Annotated in this window: 16 protein-coding genes; 6 read left to right on the top strand and 10 right to left on the bottom strand. The window is 68.9% G+C overall.

Annotated features, from left to right (window positions below):
- Positions 1 to 8 precede the first annotated feature (8 nt).
- The gene (gene sod / locus ACSG06_RS05490) at positions 9 to 611 is read left to right on the top strand and encodes a superoxide dismutase [Mn] (RefSeq protein WP_440989260.1); all 603 of its coding nucleotides are present in this window, start codon (positions 9 to 11) and stop codon (positions 609 to 611) included.
- Positions 612 to 663: 52 nt separating this feature from the next.
- On the opposite strand, the gene gcvPB is transcribed toward sod, so the two are convergent.
- The 4 genes from gcvPB to gcvT form a co-directional block, all read right to left on the bottom strand.
- The gene (gene gcvPB / locus ACSG06_RS05485) at positions 664 to 2,082 is read right to left on the bottom strand and encodes an aminomethyl-transferring glycine dehydrogenase subunit GcvPB (protein WP_440989259.1); all 1,419 of its coding nucleotides are present in this window, start codon (positions 2,080 to 2,082) and stop codon (positions 664 to 666) included.
- Complete coding sequence (gcvPA, locus tag ACSG06_RS05480; protein WP_440989258.1) at positions 2,079 to 3,419, bottom strand: aminomethyl-transferring glycine dehydrogenase subunit GcvPA; 1,341 nt, start codon at positions 3,417 to 3,419, stop codon at positions 2,079 to 2,081. Before gcvPA ends, gcvPB begins: the two co-directional genes overlap by 4 nt.
- Before the next feature lie 299 nt (positions 3,420 to 3,718).
- Positions 3,719 to 4,102 carry a glycine cleavage system protein GcvH gene (gcvH, locus tag ACSG06_RS05475; protein ID WP_440989257.1) on the bottom strand — a complete coding sequence of 128 codons (384 nt, stop codon included), beginning with the start codon at positions 4,100 to 4,102 and terminating at the stop codon, positions 3,719 to 3,721.
- 2 nt (positions 4,103 to 4,104) lie between these two features.
- The gene (gene gcvT / locus ACSG06_RS05470; RefSeq protein WP_440989256.1) at positions 4,105 to 5,208 is read right to left on the bottom strand and encodes a glycine cleavage system aminomethyltransferase GcvT; all 1,104 of its coding nucleotides are present in this window, start codon (positions 5,206 to 5,208) and stop codon (positions 4,105 to 4,107) included.
- Between the two features lie 207 nt (positions 5,209 to 5,415).
- On the opposite strand from gcvT, the gene ACSG06_RS05465 reads away from it, so the two are divergent.
- Complete coding sequence (locus ACSG06_RS05465; protein ID WP_440989255.1) at positions 5,416 to 6,909, top strand: dihydrolipoamide acetyltransferase family protein; 1,494 nt, start codon at positions 5,416 to 5,418, stop codon at positions 6,907 to 6,909.
- Positions 6,910 to 6,916: 7 nt separating this feature from the next.
- Here the strand turns inward: ACSG06_RS05465 and ACSG06_RS05460 are convergent, their stop codons facing one another.
- The 3 genes from ACSG06_RS05460 to ACSG06_RS05450 are packed head-to-tail and all read right to left on the bottom strand — an operon-like array spanning position 6,917 to position 9,957.
- Positions 6,917 to 7,915, bottom strand: coding sequence for an NAD(+)/NADH kinase (locus ACSG06_RS05460; protein ID WP_440989254.1), 999 nt, complete (start codon positions 7,913 to 7,915; stop codon positions 6,917 to 6,919).
- Positions 7,916 to 8,926 carry an alpha-ketoacid dehydrogenase subunit beta gene (locus ACSG06_RS05455; protein WP_440989253.1) on the bottom strand — a complete coding sequence of 337 codons (1,011 nt, stop codon included), beginning with the start codon at positions 8,924 to 8,926 and terminating at the stop codon, positions 7,916 to 7,918.
- Positions 8,923 to 9,957, bottom strand: coding sequence for a thiamine pyrophosphate-dependent dehydrogenase E1 component subunit alpha (locus ACSG06_RS05450; RefSeq protein ID WP_440989252.1), 1,035 nt, complete (start codon positions 9,955 to 9,957; stop codon positions 8,923 to 8,925). Before ACSG06_RS05450 ends, ACSG06_RS05455 begins: the two co-directional genes overlap by 4 nt.
- Before the next feature lie 434 nt (positions 9,958 to 10,391).
- On the opposite strand from ACSG06_RS05450, the gene ACSG06_RS05445 reads away from it, so the two are divergent.
- Entirely contained in the window at positions 10,392 to 10,790 is a 399-nt protein-coding gene (locus ACSG06_RS05445) for a DUF7975 family protein (protein ID WP_440989251.1), read from the top strand.
- Between the two features lie 10 nt (positions 10,791 to 10,800).
- On the opposite strand, the gene ACSG06_RS05440 is transcribed toward ACSG06_RS05445, so the two are convergent.
- On the bottom strand, positions 10,801 to 12,036 hold the full coding sequence (locus ACSG06_RS05440; protein ID WP_440989250.1) for a hypothetical protein: 1,236 nt from the start codon (positions 12,034 to 12,036) through the stop codon (positions 10,801 to 10,803).
- Positions 12,037 to 12,179: 143 nt separating this feature from the next.
- Between ACSG06_RS05440 and ACSG06_RS05435 the strand changes: the two genes are divergently transcribed.
- Positions 12,180 to 14,708 carry an efflux RND transporter permease subunit gene (locus tag ACSG06_RS05435; protein ID WP_440989249.1) on the top strand — a complete coding sequence of 843 codons (2,529 nt, stop codon included), beginning with the start codon at positions 12,180 to 12,182 and terminating at the stop codon, positions 14,706 to 14,708.
- Between the two features lie 9 nt (positions 14,709 to 14,717).
- On the opposite strand, the gene ACSG06_RS05430 is transcribed toward ACSG06_RS05435, so the two are convergent.
- Complete coding sequence (locus ACSG06_RS05430) at positions 14,718 to 15,452, bottom strand: helix-turn-helix domain-containing protein (RefSeq protein ID WP_440989248.1); 735 nt, start codon at positions 15,450 to 15,452, stop codon at positions 14,718 to 14,720.
- Between the two features lie 188 nt (positions 15,453 to 15,640).
- Here ACSG06_RS05430 and ACSG06_RS05425 point away from each other — a divergent pair, with 188 nt between their 5' ends.
- Both ACSG06_RS05425 and ACSG06_RS05420 read left to right on the top strand, forming a co-directional pair.
- Positions 15,641 to 16,930 (top strand): MFS transporter, encoded by a 1,290-nt coding sequence (locus ACSG06_RS05425; protein ID WP_440989247.1) that lies wholly within the window; start codon positions 15,641 to 15,643, stop codon positions 16,928 to 16,930.
- Between the two features lie 129 nt (positions 16,931 to 17,059).
- Entirely contained in the window at positions 17,060 to 17,371 is a 312-nt protein-coding gene (locus ACSG06_RS05420; RefSeq protein ID WP_440989246.1) for an amino acid permease, read from the top strand.
- Between the two features lie 25 nt (positions 17,372 to 17,396).
- On the opposite strand, the gene ACSG06_RS05415 is transcribed toward ACSG06_RS05420, so the two are convergent.
- Positions 17,397 to 18,323: an HhH-GPD family protein gene (locus ACSG06_RS05415; RefSeq protein ID WP_440989245.1), complete on the bottom strand. Its 927-nt coding sequence runs from the start codon at positions 18,321 to 18,323 to the stop codon at positions 17,397 to 17,399.
- Positions 18,324 to 18,334 lie beyond the last annotated feature (11 nt).

Below are 18,334 nucleotides of genomic sequence, written 5' to 3'. Positions count from 1 at the left end.
CGTCTGCAATGGCGAACTACGAACTCGACCCGCTACCCTACGACTACGACGCGCTCGAACCGCACGTCAGCGAACAGGTGCTGCGCTGGCACCACGACACCCACCACCAGGGCTACGTCGGCGGATGGAACGCCGCCGACGAGACGCTCGCTGCGAACCGCGAGGAAGGGACCACCGACGGCTCCGCCGGCGCGATGCGGAACGTGACCCACAACGGCTCCGGGCACATCCTCCACGACCTGTTCTGGAACTGCATGAGCCCCGAGGGCGGCGCGGAGCCCGAGGGCGCGCTCCGCGACCGCATCGAGGCGGACTTCGGCTCCTACGACGCGTGGAAGGCGGAGTTCGAGGCGGCCGCCTCGGCCGCCGGTGGCTGGGCGCTGCTCGTCTACGACTCCTACAGCGAACAGCTCCGGAACGTCGTCGTCGACAAGCACGACCAGGGCGCCCTCTGGGGTGCACACCCCATCCTCGCACTCGACGTCTGGGAGCACTCGTACTACCACGACTACGGCCCCGCTCGCGGCGACTTCGTCGACGCGTTCTTCGCCGTGGTCGACTGGCAGGAACCGACCCGACGCTACGGGGAGGCTATCGCGCTGTTCGAGTAGGAAGGAAGAGCTCTGTCGTCCCGTCTTTCGAAGAGACCCGAGCGGCCGCGGTCTACCCCTCGTCGAGCGACTGCCAGGAGAGCCGCAGGTCGCGTGCGGCTGCGGTCTGGTCGATGCGCCGGGCGGTCGTCCGCTCCGGCGCGGCCGCCAGCGCGTCGTCGTCCTCGCCCGCGACGGCGTTGAACGCGTCGGCGAGCTGGTCGAGTGTCTTCCGGTTCTCTATCTCGGTGGGCTCGGTCATCAGCGCCTCGCCGACGATTTCGGGCCACTTCGTCGTCGGCGGGTGCACGCCGTAGTCGAGCATCCGCTTGGCCACGTCGGCGGCGTCCTGTGCGCCCGCGCTGGCGACGAACTCGTGGTGGAACGGCCCGTAGGGCACCTCGTACTCGATCTGGCTGGCGAGGTAGTTCGCGTTGAGCACCGCCTTGGCGCTCGCGTCCGAGAGCCCGGGGTCACCGAGTCGGGCGATGTACGCGTACGCCTTCACGAGCACGAGCCAGTTGCCGAGGTAGCCGTGGACCTTCCCGATGGAGTGCTCGGGGTCGAACAGCTCGTACGTCCCGTCGTCCTGCTCGACCTGTGGCTTCGGCAGGAACGGCGCGAGCTCGTCGACGACGCCGACCGGGCCCGCGCCGGGGCCGCCGCCCCCGTGGGGCGTCGCGAACGTCTTGTGCACGTTGTAGTGCATGATGTCGAAGCCCATGTCGCCGGGGCGGGCACGGCCGAGCAGCGCGTTGAGGTTCGCGCCGTCGTAGTAGAGCAGGCCGCCTGCGTCGTGGACCATCTCGGCGATCTCCTCGATGTCGCGCTCGAACAGCCCGAGCGTGTTCGGGTTGGTGAGCATGAGGAGCGCGGTCTCGTCGGAGAGCGCTGCCTCGAGCGCCTCGAGGTCGACTCGACCGTCGTCCCCGCCGGGGAGCTCGACCACGTCGAAGCCCGCGAGGGCTGCGCTGGCGAAGTTGGTGCCGTGGGCGCTCTCGGGGATGATGATCTCGGAGCGGTCTTCGCCGTTGTGCTCGTGGTACGCCTTCGCGACGAGGACGCCGGTGAACTCGCCGGCCGCACCCGCTGGCGGCTGGAGCGTCACCGCGTCCATCCCGCCGATACGGCCGAGGTAGTCCTGCAGGTCGTAGAGGAGTTCGAGGGTGCCCTGGACGCTCTCCGGCGAGCGGTCGGGGTGGACCGCGGCGGCATCGAGCGCCGCGACGTCCTCGGTGAACTTCGGGTTGTACTTCATCGTACACGAGCCGAGCGGGTACGGCCCGGAGTCGACGCCGTAGTTCATCTCCGACAGGCGGGTGTAGTGTCGGGCGAGTTCGGGCTCGGACAGATCGGGCAGTTCCAGCGAATCCCGGGTCAGCTCGTCCGGAAGCGGCGAGTCGTCGAGGTCGCCTTCGGCGGTGTGCTTCTCGCTGAGCAGCGGCTCGTAGCGCTCGTCGTCGTCGGTCCAGCGCGCCTGATCGTAGTTCATCGGGCCACCTCCGCGAGTGCCGCGAGGAAGTCGTCGGTCTCGCCTTCGGGGAGTGCGCTCGCGTTGATCTGGATGTGGTGTTCCCCGAGCACGTGGACCGCGTACCCCTCCTCCTCGAGGTCCGCCGCGACCGCGGGGGCGGGCTGGTCCGTGTGGGCGACGAACTCCCGGACGTGGTGCCGGTCGTGGACCGGCGCTCTGACGCCAACGACCTCGGTGACGCGGGCGGCGAGCTCGGCTGCGTCGGTGACGCTCTCCTTCGCGAGGTCTGTCAGCCCGTCGGGGCCGAGCGACGCCGCGTGGATGGCCGCCCGCAGCGCGACCCACGCCTGGTTCGTACAGATGTTCGAGGTGGCGCGCTCGCGCCGGATGTGCTGCTCGCGCGTCTGGAGCGTGAGCGTGTACGCCCGTCGCCCGGTGTCGTCCGTGCTCGCGCCGACGAGCCGTCCGGGCACCTGCCGGACGTACTCCTCGCGCGTGGCGAAGAGGCCCAGTCCCATCCCGTAGCTCGTCGGGAGGCCGAGCACGTCGGCCGCGCCGACGACCACGTCGGCACCCACGCTCGCGGGCTCCTGCAGGAGCGCGAGCGAGACGGGGTCCGAGCCGAGACAGAACAGCGCCTCGTTGTCGTGTGCGAGGTCGCCGACGGTCTCGAGCGACTCCTCCACGCAGCCCCGGACCGTCGGGTTCTCCGCGTAGACCATGACGGCTGACTCGTCGAGTGCGTTCCCGAGCGCCTCGACGTCGACGTTGCCGTCGTCCATCGGGTACTCCTCGACGGTGAGGTCGGTCCCCGCGACGTAGTTCGCGAGCACCTCGCGGCGGCCCTCGGCGAGCTGCTCGGGGACGAGCACCCGCGTCCCGGAGGTCTGGCGCAGGCGGTCCGCGAGCGTCGCGGCCTCGCCCAGCGCCGTCGCGGCGTCGTACATCGAGCAGTTCGCGACGCCGAGGCCCGTCAGCTCGACGAGCAGCGACTGGTACTCGAACAGCGCCTGCAGGAACCCCTGCGTGACCTCCGGCTGGTACTGCGTGTACGAGGTGAGGAACTCAGAGCGCAGCGAGAGGTGGTCCACCAGCGAGGGCACGTAGTGGCTGTAGTGGCCCCGGCCGAGCAGCTCCACCAGGTCGTCGTTGTTCTCGAGTGTCTGTTCGACTTCCGCCCGGATCGCCCGCTCGCTCCGCGGCTCGATGCCGAACTCGCCGTCGAACCTGACGGGGTCCGGGATGTCGAACAGCTCGGCCTCGCTGTCGACGCCGACGGCGTCCAGCATCGCCTCGGTGTCGGCAGCGGTGTGCGGCGCGAAGGGGCTTCCCTGTGGTGAGTGGTGTCCGCTCATGGTGTCTCAGATGTACCCGCCCGTGGCTGTCCCACGGCCGTCGTTCGTGTCACGGAACGCGGTTGGGACTACTGGCATATGATTACCGTGGTTCGAACCGGAGTAGTATGCATGTACCTGCATACAACCAGCAATGGATTGTGTGTTCTACGCTCGTTCCTGCACACTTGCCGGCAGGATTCGCCCCCGCACCAGCTCCCGGCCCGAGTCGCCGGTGCCCGGAGACTGGTGACGGACGGCGGACCGCAGGCTCCGACGGGGCGATGTCACGGGGACGAGACGGTGTGGCGGCCGACCGTTCAGGCGACCTGGTCCGCGTACTCGTCCGCGGAGAGGAGCGCGTCGAGCTCTGCCTCGTCGGCCAGCGCGATCTCCAGCATCCAGCCGTCGCCGAACGGATCGTCGTTGACCATCTCGGGCGCGTCGAACAGGTCCTCGTTGACCGCGGTGACCTCGCCCGAGACGGGCGCGTAGAGGTCGGAGACGGCCTTGATGGACTCGATGACGCCGAACGCCTCGTCCTGCGTGACGTCCTCGCCCACGTCGGGAAGTTCGACGAAGACCACGTCGCCGAGTTCGTCCTGGGCGAAGTCGCTGATGCCGACGCGAACGGTGTCGCCGTCGCGCAGTGCCCATTCGTGCGATTCGTTGTACTGCCGGTCGTCGGGTGTCTCGAAGCTCATTGTTATCGTTCGTAGAAGGGGAGCGGTTCGACCACGGCCTTCTTCGGGCGGTCCCGGACGACGACGCGCAGCATCGTCTCCGGGTCGGCCAGGTCGGTCGGTACGTACGCGAGTCCGATGGGTTCGTCGAGCGTCGGGCTCATCGTCCCGCTCGTGACCGTGCCGACGACGTCGCCGTCGGTGTCGGTCACGTCGTAGCCGTGGCGCGGGATGCCGCGGTCGATGAGGCGGATGCCGACGAGCTTCTCGTCGACGCCCTGCTCCTTCTGGGCCTCGAGCGCGTCGCGGCCGACGAACTCGGTGTCGAGCTTGACGGTGAAGCTGATACCCGCCTCGTAGGGCGTGCGCGGGTTCTCCTCGTGGTGGAAGTCCTGCCCCGAGAGGAGCAGCCCCGCCTCCAGCCGGAGCGTGTCACGGGCACCGAGCCCGCACGGCTCGACGCCGTCGAACGCGTCCCACACGTCCTCGGCGGCGTCCCACGGCACGACGAGCTCGAAGCCGTCCTCGCCCGTGTAGCCGGTCCGGGCGACCAGACACTCCGCGCCGGCCACGCTCGCCATCGTCGCGGTGAACCGCGACAGCGACGCCACCTCGATGCCGTTCTCGACGGCGTCCTGGACGTGGTCCTCCGCGTCCGGACCCTGCACCGCGAACATCGCGTAGTCCTCGGTGCGGTCGTCGACGGTCGCGTCCAGGTCCCACTCGTCGCGGTGCTCGGTCCAGCGCTCGACCATCCAGTCCTCGTGGCCCGCGTTCGGGACGAACAGGTACGTCGGCGTCTCGCCCTCGTCGGGCCGCCGGTAGACGACCGTGTCGTCGAGGATGACGCCGTCCTCGTCGGTGATGCAGGCGTACTGCGAGTCACCCGGCGAGAGCGCCGTCACGTCGTTCGTGGTCAGCCGCTGCATCAGCTTCGTGGCGTCCGGGCCGTGGACCTCGACCTCGCCCATGTGCGAGACGTCGAAGATGCCCACGGCCTCGCGGACCGCCTCGTGCTCGGTGCGGATGCCCGCGAACTCCACGGGCATCTCCCACCCGCCGAAGTCCGTGAACGACCCACCGGCTTCCTCGTGGCGTCCGCGCAACGGCGGTGTCCTGAGGGCCATACCCGAACCCTCTCTCGCCGGCAAGTAATGTTTTCGTATCGCGGAGCTACCGGAACGTGTCGCGGAGGGATGCAGGAGTTCGTCCACCGTCCCCCCAGACGGACGCCGGTTTCGAGGACCGTCGATGGGTCTCGACACCAGTTCGCGAGCGTGCTGTCGACGCGGGTGAAAGAGGATTTATCCCTTTCTTGCGTGAATATGACTAGCATGGGAACTGTTGTCAAGATGCCGAAGCTCGGGATGGACATGGACCAGGGGACAGTCGTCGAGTGGTTCGTCGACGAGGGCGACGAGGTCCAGTCGGGCCAGGTCGTCGCGGAGATCGAGTCCGAGAAGACCACGGGCGAGGTCAGCGTCCGACAGGACGGCGTCGTCCACCACATCCTCCTCGGTGTCGGTGAGAGTGTCGAGCCAGGCGGGGACATCGCCATCGTGGGGGACGCCGACGAGGACGTCTCCCAGCTGCTCGCGGAGGCGGGCAGCGAGGACGGTCCGGCTGACGAAACAGGGACTGCCGCAGCTGCGGAGGCATCGGGAGACAGCGAGGCAGCAGCGGAGGCGAACCCGGGCGACACCCAGTCGACGGCCGCCCAGTCCTCGACGGGGTCGGCACCGGAGGGGTCGACAGACCGCGTCAAGGCGACGCCTCGTGCGAAGAAGCTCGCCGAGGAACTCGGCGTCGACCTCACGACCGTCGAAGGAACGGGGCCGCAGGACGCTGTCTCGGAAGCGGACGTCGAGGCGGCAGCGGCGGCCGCGGCCGAGGAACCGGAACCAGCGACCGAACCGGAAGGAACGGCGCCCGAAGCCACGACGATCGAAGCCACGGAGAGCGAACGGCACGTCTTCGCCCCGCCACGGGTCCGCCGTCTCGCTCGACAGGCCGGTGTGGACCTCTCGGCGGTCTCCGGCTCCGGCCCCGGTGGGTCCATCACCGAGGCCGACGTCGAAGCCGCAGCCGCAGGGGAGCTCGACGAGGACGCCACCGAGGCCGAGCCGCCGGGGACCCACGACGAGGAACGGCCGCTATCGGGCATGCGCCGGACCATCGCCGACCGGCTCGGCCAGAGCTACCGGGAGGCCGTCCACGTCACGGAACATCGCACCGCACTCGCGGAGGAGCTCCTCGACGCTGCAGCGGCGGCGGACGAGGGGCTCGACACGAAGGTGACGGTGAACGACGTCCTGCTCCTCGCGGTGTCCGCGAGCCTCGACGAGCATCCGGCGTTCAACGCCACCTTCGAGGACGACGTCCACCGCCTCCACGAGACACAGAACATCTGCGTCGCCGTCGACATCGACTCCGGCCTCGTCGCCCCCGTGGTTCGCGACGTCGGCAATCTCTCGCTCACCGAACTGGCGGCGAAGCGACGGGCCGTGACGGAACGGGCGCTGTCGGGCGAGTACTCGATGGACGACCTCTCCGGTGGGACGTTCACCGTCTCGAACCTCGGCGTGCTGGGCGTGGAGTCGTTCGACCCGGTCATCAACCCACCGCAGGTCGCCATCCTCGGTGTCAACACCATCCGGGACGCGGTCGTTCCCACGGACGACGGCGTCGGCGTTCGCAAACAGATCTCGTTCGACCTCTCGTTCGACCATCGCATCGTCGACGGCGCGGACGCCGCCCGGTTCCTCGAATCGCTGGTCGGCCACGTCGAGAACCCGTGGCCGCTGGTCGTCGCCGCCGGTGGACGCTGAGGACGGCTCAGTCGGACCGGAAGTAGCCGTCGTTCGCGGCGTGTTCGTACACCGCGTCGATGTCGACGACCCGGGGGCCGTCTGCGACCGGACGGACCTCGATGGTGGCGTCGCTCACCTCGAGTTCCCGTTCGCCATCGACGGAGACGACCCCGCGCGGAAGGTCGAACCGCATCGCTTCCTCGTCCGCGAGTCCCTTCCACTCCCGGACGCCGAGCCGTTCGACCACGCCGGGGACGGTGATGGCCTGGACGGTCCGTGGCGACGTCTCGGCAGCGCCGAGTCGGAATCCGACGCCCCCGGCCTCGCCGGGCCTGTGTAAGGTGAGTCCGCCGGCGATCCCAGAGAGCCCGATCTCGGTGGGCGACGCCCGCGAGACGACGCCACCGACGATGGTCTCGGCGTCGAGGATGGCGCGCGTCCCGATGAACATCTGGTCGAGAATCCCCAGTGTCGCGAGGCCCTGGATCCGATGCTCGCCAGTGGCCGTGTCGGCGACCGCCGCCACCATCCCGTGCCTGTACGTCGTCGTCGACCGGGGCACGGCACCCGTCGCGACGAGGGCGGCAGCGCCGCCGGCGACGGTCCCATCGACGGCGTTCGGGAAGACGTTGTTCGTCCCCGTCGAGATGCTCACGAGTGGCACGTCACCCGACGCCCGCGCGACGTCCCGGTTCGTCCCGTCGCCGCCGAGGACGACGATCGCGTCCGCGTCGTCCGCGAACTCGGCGGCCGCACGTCGGGAGTCCTCGCCGCTCGCGCTGACGGTCATCTCGAGGAGACTCGTCGGTAGCTGCTCGGGTGCGTTGTCGACGATCCGCTGACTCAGCGTCCCACGGTCGGGCATCACCTGCACCGCGACGTCGTCCGCGACGGTGAGGCCGGCGAGGACGCACTCGGCGGTTCGCCGTTTCTCGTAGTCGTCGCTGATGCTGGCTCCGCCGGTGAGCCGCCGGATGTCCCTGCCCGCAGCGGGGTTGACGACGAGTCCGACCGTCGCCGTCACTCAGACCACTCGGTCGATGGCTGCGCGGACCTCGTCGGTGCCCGGGAGGACCTCCTCCTCGAGGACCGGGCTGAACGGGATGTGGGTGTCCGGAACGCCGACGCGCTGGATCGGCGCGTCGAGGCTGAAGAAACCCTTCTCCTGGACCCGGGTGACGACCTCCGCGTGGGTGCCGTAGGAGAGCGGACTCTCGTCTGCGACGACGAGACGGCCGGTCTTCTGGACGCTGTTCAGGACCGTCTCGGTGTCCATGGGGTACAGCGACTGGAGGTCGATGACCTCGACGCTCGTCTCGCCGTCGAGTTCCTCCGCGAGGTCCACGGACTCGCCGACCAGTCGCTGTGTCGCGACGACGGTGACGTCCTCCCCCTCGCGCTCCACGCTCGCCTGCCCGAGCGGGATGGTGTAGTCCTCGTCCAGCGGGACCTCGCCCTCCCGTTCGTAGATCTCCTTGTTCTCGAAGAAGAACACCGGGTCGTTCGAGCGGATGGCGGTCTTCAGCAGCCCCTTCGCCGCGCGCGGTGTGCCGGGCGTGGCGGCCATCACGCCGGGGAGGTGGGCGAACCACGTGTGGATGGTCCCCGAGTGCTGACTCGCCGCACCCATGCCGCCGCCCTCGGTCGTCCGGACGGTGACCGGCATCTCCGTCTTGCCGCCGAACATGTAGCGGTTCTTCGCCATCTGGTTCAGGATCTGCTCGGAGCAGACGCCGAGGAAGTCCGAGAACATGATCTCGACGACGGGGCGCATGCCCGTCGCGGCGGAGCCGACCGCGGCCCCCATGAACCCGGCCTCGCTGATCGGCGTGTCCCGGACGCGTTCCTCACCGAACTCCTCGACGAGGTCGCCGGTGACGCTGAGGACCCCGCCGAACTCGCCGACGTCCTCGCCCATGATGTACGTGTCCTCGTCTCGTGCGAGCTCTTCCCGGAGGGCGAGCCGGATCGCCTCGCGGATCGTCATCGTCTGTGTGTCCGATACGTCACCGCCGGATTGGGTCTCGGTACTCATCGGGTCTCACCACCGTCCGCCCGCATCTGCGTCGCAAACTCGTTTATCTCCGGAACAGACGCACCGAACATGTCCTCGTACGCTTCGCTCGTGTCGGGGTAGTCCGCTTCCTTCGCCTTCGAGGCGGCATCGTCGATCTCGGCCTCGATCTCGTCGCGCATCGCCTCGAACTCCTCCTGCGTGATGGTGCCGGCGTCGACGAGGCGGTTCTTGAACGACTCGATGGCGTCGCGGTCCTTCCAGATCTCGATGTCCTCCTTGGACCGGTAGGGCTGGTGGTCGCCCTCGAAGTGCCCCTCGTACCGGTAGGTGTCGGCCTCGATGAAGGTCGGTCCGTCCCCGTTCGCGGCGCGTTCGCGTGCCTCCTTCACCGCCTCGTACACGGCCGTGACGTCCATCCCGTCGACGGTGAACCCGGGGATGTCGTACGCCTCGGCCGTCTCGCTCAGATGTTCGAGGTTGTGCTGCTTCTCGACCGGCGTCGCCTCGCCGAACTGGTTGTTCTCGTTGACGAACACCGCCGGGAGGTCCCAGGTCGCCGCGAGGTTGATCGCCTCGTGGACCTGCCCCTGTGCGACGGCACCGTCGCCGAAGAACGCCAGCGCCACCGTGTCTGTGTCCTTCATGTCCGCCGTGAGTGCCGCCCCTGTCGCCAGTGGCGGCCCCGCACCGACGATGCCGTTCGCCCCGAGCATCCCGGCGTCGACGTCGGCGATGTGCATCGAGCCACCCTTGCCGTTGCAGTAGCCGTCACGCTTGCCGTACAGTTCGGCCATCATGCGGTACGTGTCGAGCCCCTTCGCGATGCAGTGGCCGTGTCCACGGTGCGTGCTCGTGATGTAGTCGTCCTCCTCGAGTGCCGACACGGCACCGACGCCGACGGCTTCCTCTCCGATGTACAGGTGGACGAATCCCGGGAGCTCTCCGTCGGCGAACAGTTCGCCGGCTTTCGTGTCGAACGCACGGATCGTGAGCATCCGTCGAAGGATCTCGGTCTGTCCGTCCTCCGTTTCCATGTCTATCGTTACCATGCAACAGTATAGAGCAGAGGATACCCCATAATTGTTCGTGTAATATATAATTTGATAGAATGCTGTTCGATTCGGTCGTGCACGGTTCAGTACGGGGACAGGAGGACGGAACCACGGCAACGACGGCCGTCCCCAGTTAGCCCGAAAACCACACGGTGGCGGTACGGTCACTCGCCTCACGGAACGTCTCGTCTCCCATCCGGGGCGGAGTGTCCGGAGTCCATCCAGCAGACGCTGGTGGGGGGCGACCAGAGGTCCGGCCACCGCAATTCTGACAGTATATATAGATGGCTGGACGGTCCGAACCGGCTGTTCGGGGTCCCCGGGCGGGATCGTGAGCCAGTGGTCCGCAACCGGATTCGTGGACGACCTCCCCGTGGGACAGCCCGGCGGGACACGCCACGTTCTTCCAGTCACCGTGCCAAGCCCGACCCATGACTCGCTTCGACGCCACAGACGCGGCCGCACGGCGCGAGCTCGTCGTCGACGCGTTCGCCGCCCACCGCGAGCGCGGGAGCCCGTACGTCACGCTGACGACCGAGCCCGACGAGGCGGACGCCGAGCTGGAACACGGCGCGCCGTGGGTCCAGTACTTCGACGACACCGTCGCGCTGGACTGCACGGACGACGAGCTGGCGCGGCTGAAGGAGCTCGTTCGGGACTACCCGTCGGCGACCATCGAGGAACTCGTCAGCCCGGAGGAGGCCGAGGGCACCCACGCCCGGGTGACGGTCCGGACCGACGACGACCGGATCGCACAGCTCGTCGACGACGTGTTCACCGCCGTGTACGGTCGACCGGAGGACTTCCGACTCTGGGCGATCGAGATCTGACCCGGCGGAATCAGGCCCGGTCGCGCAGCGCCCAGACGTCCGCGTCCGGGTCCAGATTCGAGGGCTCGGCACCGCGCTCGGTCAGGATGCCCGCGTGGAACAGCATCGCCTTCAGCTGGAACACGGTCGGGGAGTGGTAGACGGAACCGTCGTGCAGCGGTTCGACACGCAACTCGCCGTCGGCGGTGAGCGCGCGTTCGCGGACGTCCTCGGTGCCGCGGAGGAACAGCTCGACGGTGAACGAGGGGTGGAGTTCGTGCAGGTAGCGGACGAACTGCGGGAGCGTCGGCTCGGGGAAACCGTCGTCGTGGAGGTGCTGGAGCTCCTCGACGAGCAGCTGGGTGGCGGGGTAGTCGAAGACGACGCGCCTCGTGAGCAGCCCCCAGCGCGGCGCGACGTCGGAGAAGCGCTTCCGGGAGCGCTTCCAGTTCTCGAACTCCCGGAGGGCGGAATCGAGGTCGCCGTGTTCGCGGCGGGCGAACCTGACGACCTCCCGACCCAGCGGTGTGAGTTCCTCGCGCGAGCCATCGAGGTCGACCAGTCCGAGGAACGACGCGCCGCCGCGGGCGCTGTCGGTGGCGGCGACGACGTGCTCGGCCAGCAGCGACCCGGTGTCGCCGTCGTGGGCCAGCGCGACCGGGTACCCGAGGTAGTTCTTCGGGTGGTTCAGGCCGAACGAGCGGTCCGCGACGCCCTGTGCGCTCGCCTGGAAGCGGATGGCCGTCGCCTCGCCCGTCGTCCGGTTGCCGACGATCCGAGGGAGTTCGAGCGTCGCGACCGAGCCGGACTCGTCGACCCCGAGCACGCCGACGTTCAGCTGGCGGGCGAGCGTGCGCTCGGACTGCGAGATGGCCGGCTCGGGGGCGGCGACGTACGCCGCGTTCGCCTCGTGCAGCCGGTCGTACGCCTGGACGATGCCGCGCTCGACGTCGACCCCGCCGGCCTCGGTGTACCCCTTCGCCTCGACGGCGACCAGCGGCGGGTTCTCGCCGAAGCGCTCGACAGCGAGCAGGTCGTCCTCGAGCGTGCGCACGCCGACCAGGTCCGGGTAGCCCGAGCCGACCCGCACGTGGTTGAACGGTGCGAGCGTCTCGCGCACCTCGGCCGGGACCGCGGCGCCGGCGACCCAGTTCGTCTGCGCGAACTGCGTGTCGACGACGGCGTAGGCCTGCTCGGCGTCGTCGGGGAACAGCCGGCGCTTCGTGTGTGCGAGGACCGTGGGCTCCGTCAGGGTCGCACTCGCCATACCCCACCCACCGAGGCCACCGATATGAAGGCACAGGCCGACGGCCGGATCGGGCGTGTGACGGGGTCACAATGGGGTAGTTGCAGAGTCTGAAACCAAGGACCTGATTATAACGACCTGTTCGTCATCTGTCCAGATGCAGAATGTTTGGGTTAGACAGGGTCGTCCGAACGGTCACCGACCACAACAGAATCGTCCTCCTCGTCATGCTCCTCGTCTGTGCGGGGGTCATCGGCGGCATCACGCAGCTCGAAGGTGGTGGGGCTGCGAGCACCGACAGCGACGCCTTCGGCGACACCACCGTCGCCCAGAAGGCGGACTACATCGAGACGTACTACGGTGGGCTCGACAGGTCGAGCAACGTGACCTATTCGAGCGTCTACGTCCGCGAGACGGACGGGAACGTGCTCACGAAGGAGTCGCTGCTCGCCTCGCTCGAGTACCAGCGGACCGTCCGCGCGAACGAGTCCGTCGCGGACGCGCTCGCCGACGAGCAACCGATTCTCGGCGTCTCGAACATCGTGGCTACGCGGGCCGCCGGCGACCGGAACGCGAGCCTCGACGCACAGATCACGGCACTCGAATCCACGAGTGCCGACGAGGTCCGCACGCTCGTCTCGCGCACGCTCAGCGAGGGGTCGCCGGCACTCCAGCTGCTGCCGCAGGAGTACGAACCCGGTACCGCGACGGCCGAGAGCCGCCGCATGGTGTTCACCATGGAGACCGCTCCCGGTGCGAACAGCTTCGGGCCGCCGGCCGACGCCCAGCGCGCGCTCTACGAGGGCACGGTGGAGCAGTCCGACGCGAGTGCCGAGTACTTCACGCTCGGCCAGCACGCGCAGGCTCCGTACCAGTCGCAGATCTGGACCGACACCACGGAGCTCATCCTCCCCGCGGCGCTGTTGCTCATCCTCGCCGTCCTCGGGTTCGCGTACCGCGACCTCGTCGACGTCGTGGTCGGCTTCTTCGGGGTCGTCGTCTCCGTGCTCTGCATGTTCGGTATCCTCGGCTGGCTGGGTATCCCCGCCGGCGTGACGATGATCATCGGCCCGGTGCTCATCACCGGCCTGAGCATCGACTACGGGCTCCACGTGTTCATGCGCTACCGCGAACAGCGCGGCGAGGGCGAGGGCATCCGCGAACCGATGTACCGGTCGCTCTCGGCCGTCAGCGTCGCGCTCCTGCTCGTCACGGTCACGACGGCCGTCGGGTTCCTCTCGAACCTGACGAGCCCCATCGGCTCCATCCGCCAGCTCGGCATCGGCATCACCCTCGGCGTCGTCTCGGCGTTCGTCGTCTTCACGACGCTCGTCCCGGCGCTGAAGGTCAGCATCGACGGCCTGCTCGAGCGGGTCGGCCTCGACCGCCGCAAGGCACCGCTCGGGCAGGGTCGCTACCTCGAACCCTTGCTCACCGCCGGCGTGCGCGCCGCCCGCGTCGCCGCGCCGGTCGTCGTCGTGGTCGCCGTCCTCGCCGGTGCCGGCGGCGCGGCCGCCTGGTCCGAGCTCGACCGCCAGGGCTACCAGACCTCCGAGGAGGTCGCCGACTGGAAGGAGGAGCTCCCCGGCCCGCTCGCCTGGGAGGCGACACAGACGGAGTGGTACCAGAACAGCAACTACGTCGACTCCCAGTACCAGGCGGAGAGCGACAGCCAGCGCTACACCTCGATACTGATAGAGGGTGACGTGACCACGGCCGCCGCGCTCGAACGCGTCGACGCGGCCACCGCCGACGCCGCCCAGCGCGAGGCGACCTTCAGCCGCAACGGCGCCGCACCCGTGGTCTCCCCGCTGTCTGTCATGGAGCGCACCGCCGCACAGAACGAGTCGTTCGCCGCGACGCTCGCCGACGCAGACACCGACGGCGACGGCGTGCCAGACCGGAACGTCTCCGGCGTGTACGCCGCCCTGTACGGGGCCAATCCGGCGCAGGCCAGCCGCGTCGTCGAGCGCACCGACGGCGAGTTCCGCAGCGTCCGGCTGCTCGTCCCCGTCGAGCAGGGCCTGCAGGTCGACGACCGCGCGAACGCCATGCACGGCGTCGCCGGCGTCGTCGAGAGCGAGAGCGACCTGACCGCCACCGCCGTCGGGCAGGCGACGTTCGCCAACGCCGAACTCGGGCAGATGGCCGACGGCATCGTCGAGACGATGGTCATCGCACTCGGCATCATCGCCATCGTGCTCGCGCTCGTCTACCGGCTCACCGACGGGAGCGCGACGCTCGGCCTGCTCACGGTCGTCCCCATCGCGCTCGTCATCGGGCTCGTGCTCGCCGGGATGTACGTCACCGACACCCCGGTGACGCTCCTGACCGCGCTGCTGTTGAGCCTCGCGGTGGGCCTCGGCGTCGACTACAACATCCACATCAGCGACCGGTTCGCCCACGAACTCGGCCGGAGCGACGACCCCGTCATCGCCCTGCGGACCGCCGTCACCGGCACCGGTGGCGCGCTGCTCGGGAGCACGCTCACCTCCGGCGGCGCGTTCGCCACGCTCCTGTTGCACGTCAGCCCGCAGCTGCGCTCGTTCGGGATGCTCGTCGTGCTCGCACTCTCGCTGTCGTTCCTCGTCAGCGTGTTCGTCTTCCCGAGCATGCTGCTGCTCTGGGCGCGTCGCGTCGGACACGCGAGCGACGTGACCCGCGGAACCGCCGTCGGGGCGAGCGACGACTGAGACCGGAGGTCAGTCCGCGGTCCCCTCGGCCCCCCGGTCCGCCGCGACCCCGAACGGGTCGTCGGTCGACGCCGCCGTCACCAGTCGCAGGAACTCCCCGGCGTTCGTGAGCAGCTTGTTCTCCGCCTTCCGCAGATGCTCCTCGAACGTCGAGCGCGCGACCGAGGTCGTCTCGGCCAGCTCCCGTGTCGAGACCGCGCGAGGTTGCTCGTAGTAGCCGCCTTCGAGCGCGAGCTGGAGCGCGGCCAGCTGGCGGTCGGTGAGGTCCTCGAACAGCCGGTCCACCGGTGCGAGCATGCTGTGCGGGACGTGTTCCTCCGCGATGGCGGTCTTCGAGAGGAGCTCGATGTCGCGGTCGTCGTCCAGTTCGCCCAGCAGAGCGCGGACATCGCCCTCGTCGAACGCGACGACTGAGTAGTGCTCCCATCCCTGTCGGTGGACGGTCGGCGGCTGGTAGAGGCAGTTGTGGGACTCGAAGCGCTCGATGATGGAGTCCTCGAGCGTGCAGAGACAGGACTGCGTGACGACGTGGAGGCCCGAGGCGTCGACCGAGCGGTGGAGTACGTCGCCGAGGCGCTCGATCTCCGCGAGCAGTTCGTCGGTCGGCGTCTCGGACGACGTGATCTCGAGCACCTGGCAGTCGCTCAGGTACCACTCCCGTATCGTCAGGTCGGGGTACCGCTCCGACAGCGCCCGGTACGGGCACTCGTGTCGCACCCGGAACGACGACTGGTAGAGGCTCATACGACGGTGTACGTCCCCAGGCGCTATAGGCTGCCGGTCATGACCGGCAGTATCGGTATCCTGGGGCTCGACGTACCGCATGGCAAGATGACGGACCACGAGACGGACGAGCCACAGCGAGGCACACGCGGAGTCGCCGGCCGAGCCCGGCTGCTCGCGAGGGCGGCCCGCGGGGGCGGTCGATGACGATGGGGACGACGACCGACCGTCGACAGGGTATCCGTGCGCACCTCGGACAGTTCTCCCTGCACGTCCTGCTCGTGTTCGCGACCGGGCTGACCATCGGGTCCGAGCGCTCCGTCGTCCCCGTGCTGGGCGAGCAGGTCCTCGGCGTCGAGTCGTTCCTCGTCATCGGCTCGTTCGTCGTCTCATTCGGTTTCGTCAAGTCGCTGCTCAACCTCTACGCCGGGAAGTGGGGCGAGGAGTACGGCCGGAAGCCGGTGCTCGTGCTGGGCTGGCTGACCGCGCTGCCGCTGCCGGTCGTCCTCATCTTCGCGCCGAACTGGTGGTGGATCACGGTCGGGAACGTCCTCCTCGGCGTCAATCAGGCGCTCACCTGGAGCATGGCGATCAACGCCAAGATCGACCTCGCGGGCCCCGAACAGCGCGGGCTCGCGGTCGGCATCGACGAGGCGTTCGGCTACACCGGCGTCGCCGTCGGTGCCTGGCTCACCGGACTCATCGCGGCGCGGACGAGCCTCCGACCCGAACCGTTCTACTTCCTCGCCGTGGTCGTCGTGCTGGCGCTGCTCGCCTCGGTCTTCCTCGTCAGGGAGACGCTCCAGTTCGCCGAGGGCGAGGGCGACGACGACCACCAGGACGCGAACCTCCCGTTCGAGGCGGTGCTGCGGCGCGCGACCTACGGTGACCGGACGCTGTTCGCGGCCGCCCAGGCCGGCCACGTCGAGAACTTCGTCGACACGCTGTTCTGGATCGCCGTGCCGCTGTACCTCACCAGCCAGGGGCTCGGCATCGACGCCGTCGGCGTCGTCGTCGGCGTCCACAGCGCGATGTACTTCACGCAGATCGCGACCGGCGGGCTGGCCGACCGCATCGGCCGCCGTCCGCCCGTCGTCGCCGGGATGTTCCTCGCCGGCGGCGGCGTCCTCGGGATGGTGCTCGTCGAGGGCTACCTCGCGTGGGTCACCCTCGCCGCCGTCTCCGGGCTCGGGATGGCGCTGCTCTACCCGAACCTCATGACGGTGCCGAGCGACGCCGCCCACCCCACCTGGCGGGCCGCGGGCATGGGCGTCTACCGGATGTGGCGCGACGCCGGCTACGGCGTCGGCGCGATACTCATCGGGCTCTCGATGGAGGCCGTGAGCCTCGAGGCCGCGTTCTACCTGACGGCACTGCTGATGTTCGCCTCCGGCGCCGTCGTCTGGCGCTGGATGGAGGAGACCCACCCCGAGTTCGGGACGCACGAACCGCCCGCACCGGCGACTGGGGAGTCCACCAGCTCTGTCGCCGAGGACTGACGCGGGCAGGTCGTCGGTGTTCGGCGCCCGTTTCGGCCGCAGCGAGCAGAACGGTCCCCGCCCCGTTCGTCTGCAGCCACGCTCGCGTCGGCAATCAACTATTTCAGACCACAAACACTTCTCGTCCGTATGAGGGGTTGGGCCTGCAAACGCTGCGCGGAGATCCACACACAGAACCCGAACGAGTGCCGGAACTGTGGTCACGGCATCTTCCGTCCCGTCTCGAAATCCGAGCTGAGCGAACGCTCCACCGGCGGTGACACCCCAGAACCGTTCACGCCGACGTACACCGTCGGAAGCGCGCCTGACGAGGAGGTGGAGAAGAGTCCGGACGTGAATCTCGACGGGTCGATCAACCGGCCCGACGAGGAAGACGACCCCAACGCTCAGAAGCAAGAAGGTGGCTTGCTGGCCCGTTTGCTACGCTGGTTCCGGTCGTGAGGTCTGTCCGCATGGACGCAGAACGCTACTGCCGCAACGACGCCACCGTCTCTCCCTCCTGCTCCGCCACGGTCACCAGCCCGTCGTCGGCGAGGTCCGACAGCAGCCCCCGGAGCCACTCGCGGCCGTGCTCGCCGTCGGGGGAGTAGTCCACACGCACCCGCGGCCCGAGCGTGTCGAGCGCGAGCTCGTCGTACTCCTTCAGCACGGAGACGACCCGGCCGCGCATCTGTCGGCGGCTGCCCTCGAATGTCGGCTGGGTCGGCACGTCGGGCGCGGTGAAGTCGCCCGTCTCGTAGGCGTGGCACCACTCGCGCCAGGGGCAGCCCGCCTCGTCGCAGCTGGGTGTCTTCTCGCAGGCGACGCCGCCGAGCTCCATGATGGCGTTGTTCCAGACGCGGGACTCGCCGGGAGGCATGAGGTCCCGTGCGACGCGCTCGAACGTCTCGTCGTCGTCGGGCACGTCGAACGCGCGGTAGAGCACGCGCTTGACGTTCGTGTCGACCACCGCGTCGCCGTTGTCGAACGCGAAGCTCGCGACCGCGTTGGCGGTGTAGGGGCCGACGCCCATCAGCTCCTGCAGTTCGTCCGGCGTCTCGGGGAACGCGCCGTCGTACTCGTCTTCGACCTGCCGCGCGGCCTCGTGCAGGTACTTCGCCCGGTTGTTGTAGCCGAGCGAGTAGCTGGTCCAGAAGCCCACCACGTCCGCGCGGTCGGCGTCGGCGAGGGCCGCGGTCGTCGGCCACCGCTCGAGAAAGGCCGCCCACGCCTCGACGACGCGGCCGAGCTGGGTCTGCTGGCTCATCACCTCCGAGACGAGTATCTCGTAGGCGTCGTCGGTGCGTCGCCACGGGAAGTCGCGGTGGTCGGCCTCGTACCACTCGACGAGGGCGTCCTGCACTGCCTCGTGGTCGACGTCGTCGGGGAACGTCCACTCCTCGGACGTGCTCATCTCGTCGTCGC

Origin of the sequence: Haloarchaeobius baliensis (assembly GCF_052060055.1) — an archaeon.
In the GTDB taxonomy this organism is placed as follows: Archaea; Halobacteriota; Halobacteria; order Halobacteriales; family Natrialbaceae; genus Haloarchaeobius; species Haloarchaeobius baliensis.
Note: the sequence above shows the minus strand (reverse complement) of the source record. Positions and strands in the feature narration are given on the sequence as shown.

What these genes read in the sequence shown, in the direction of transcription:
- gcvH (WP_440989257.1), bottom strand. Translation starts at nt 4,102, where the DNA reads ATGAGCTTCGAGACACCCGACGACCGGCAGTACAACGAATCGCACGAA.
- ACSG06_RS05450 (WP_440989252.1), bottom strand. Translation starts at nt 9,957, where the DNA reads ATGGTAACGATAGACATGGAAACGGAGGACGGACAGACCGAGATCCTT.
- gcvPA (WP_440989258.1), bottom strand. Translation starts at nt 3,419, where the DNA reads ATGAGCGGACACCACTCACCACAGGGAAGCCCCTTCGCGCCGCACACC.
- ACSG06_RS05430 (WP_440989248.1), bottom strand. Translation starts at nt 15,452, where the DNA reads ATGAGCCTCTACCAGTCGTCGTTCCGGGTGCGACACGAGTGCCCGTAC.
- ACSG06_RS05445 (WP_440989251.1), top strand. Translation starts at nt 10,392, where the DNA reads ATGACTCGCTTCGACGCCACAGACGCGGCCGCACGGCGCGAGCTCGTC.
- ACSG06_RS05455 (WP_440989253.1), bottom strand. Translation starts at nt 8,926, where the DNA reads ATGAGTACCGAGACCCAATCCGGCGGTGACGTATCGGACACACAGACG.
- sod (WP_440989260.1), top strand. Translation starts at nt 9, where the DNA reads ATGGCGAACTACGAACTCGACCCGCTACCCTACGACTACGACGCGCTC.
- ACSG06_RS05415 (WP_440989245.1), bottom strand. Translation starts at nt 18,323, where the DNA reads ATGAGCACGTCCGAGGAGTGGACGTTCCCCGACGACGTCGACCACGAG.
- ACSG06_RS05420 (WP_440989246.1), top strand. Translation starts at nt 17,060, where the DNA reads ATGAGGGGTTGGGCCTGCAAACGCTGCGCGGAGATCCACACACAGAAC.
- ACSG06_RS05435 (WP_440989249.1), top strand. Translation starts at nt 12,180, where the DNA reads ATGTTTGGGTTAGACAGGGTCGTCCGAACGGTCACCGACCACAACAGA.
- gcvPB (WP_440989259.1), bottom strand. Translation starts at nt 2,082, where the DNA reads ATGAACTACGATCAGGCGCGCTGGACCGACGACGACGAGCGCTACGAG.
- ACSG06_RS05425 (WP_440989247.1), top strand. Translation starts at nt 15,641, where the DNA reads ATGGGGACGACGACCGACCGTCGACAGGGTATCCGTGCGCACCTCGGA.
- ACSG06_RS05440 (WP_440989250.1), bottom strand. Translation starts at nt 12,036, where the DNA reads ATGGCGAGTGCGACCCTGACGGAGCCCACGGTCCTCGCACACACGAAG.
- gcvT (WP_440989256.1), bottom strand. Translation starts at nt 5,208, where the DNA reads ATGGCCCTCAGGACACCGCCGTTGCGCGGACGCCACGAGGAAGCCGGT.
- ACSG06_RS05465 (WP_440989255.1), top strand. Translation starts at nt 5,416, where the DNA reads ATGGGAACTGTTGTCAAGATGCCGAAGCTCGGGATGGACATGGACCAG.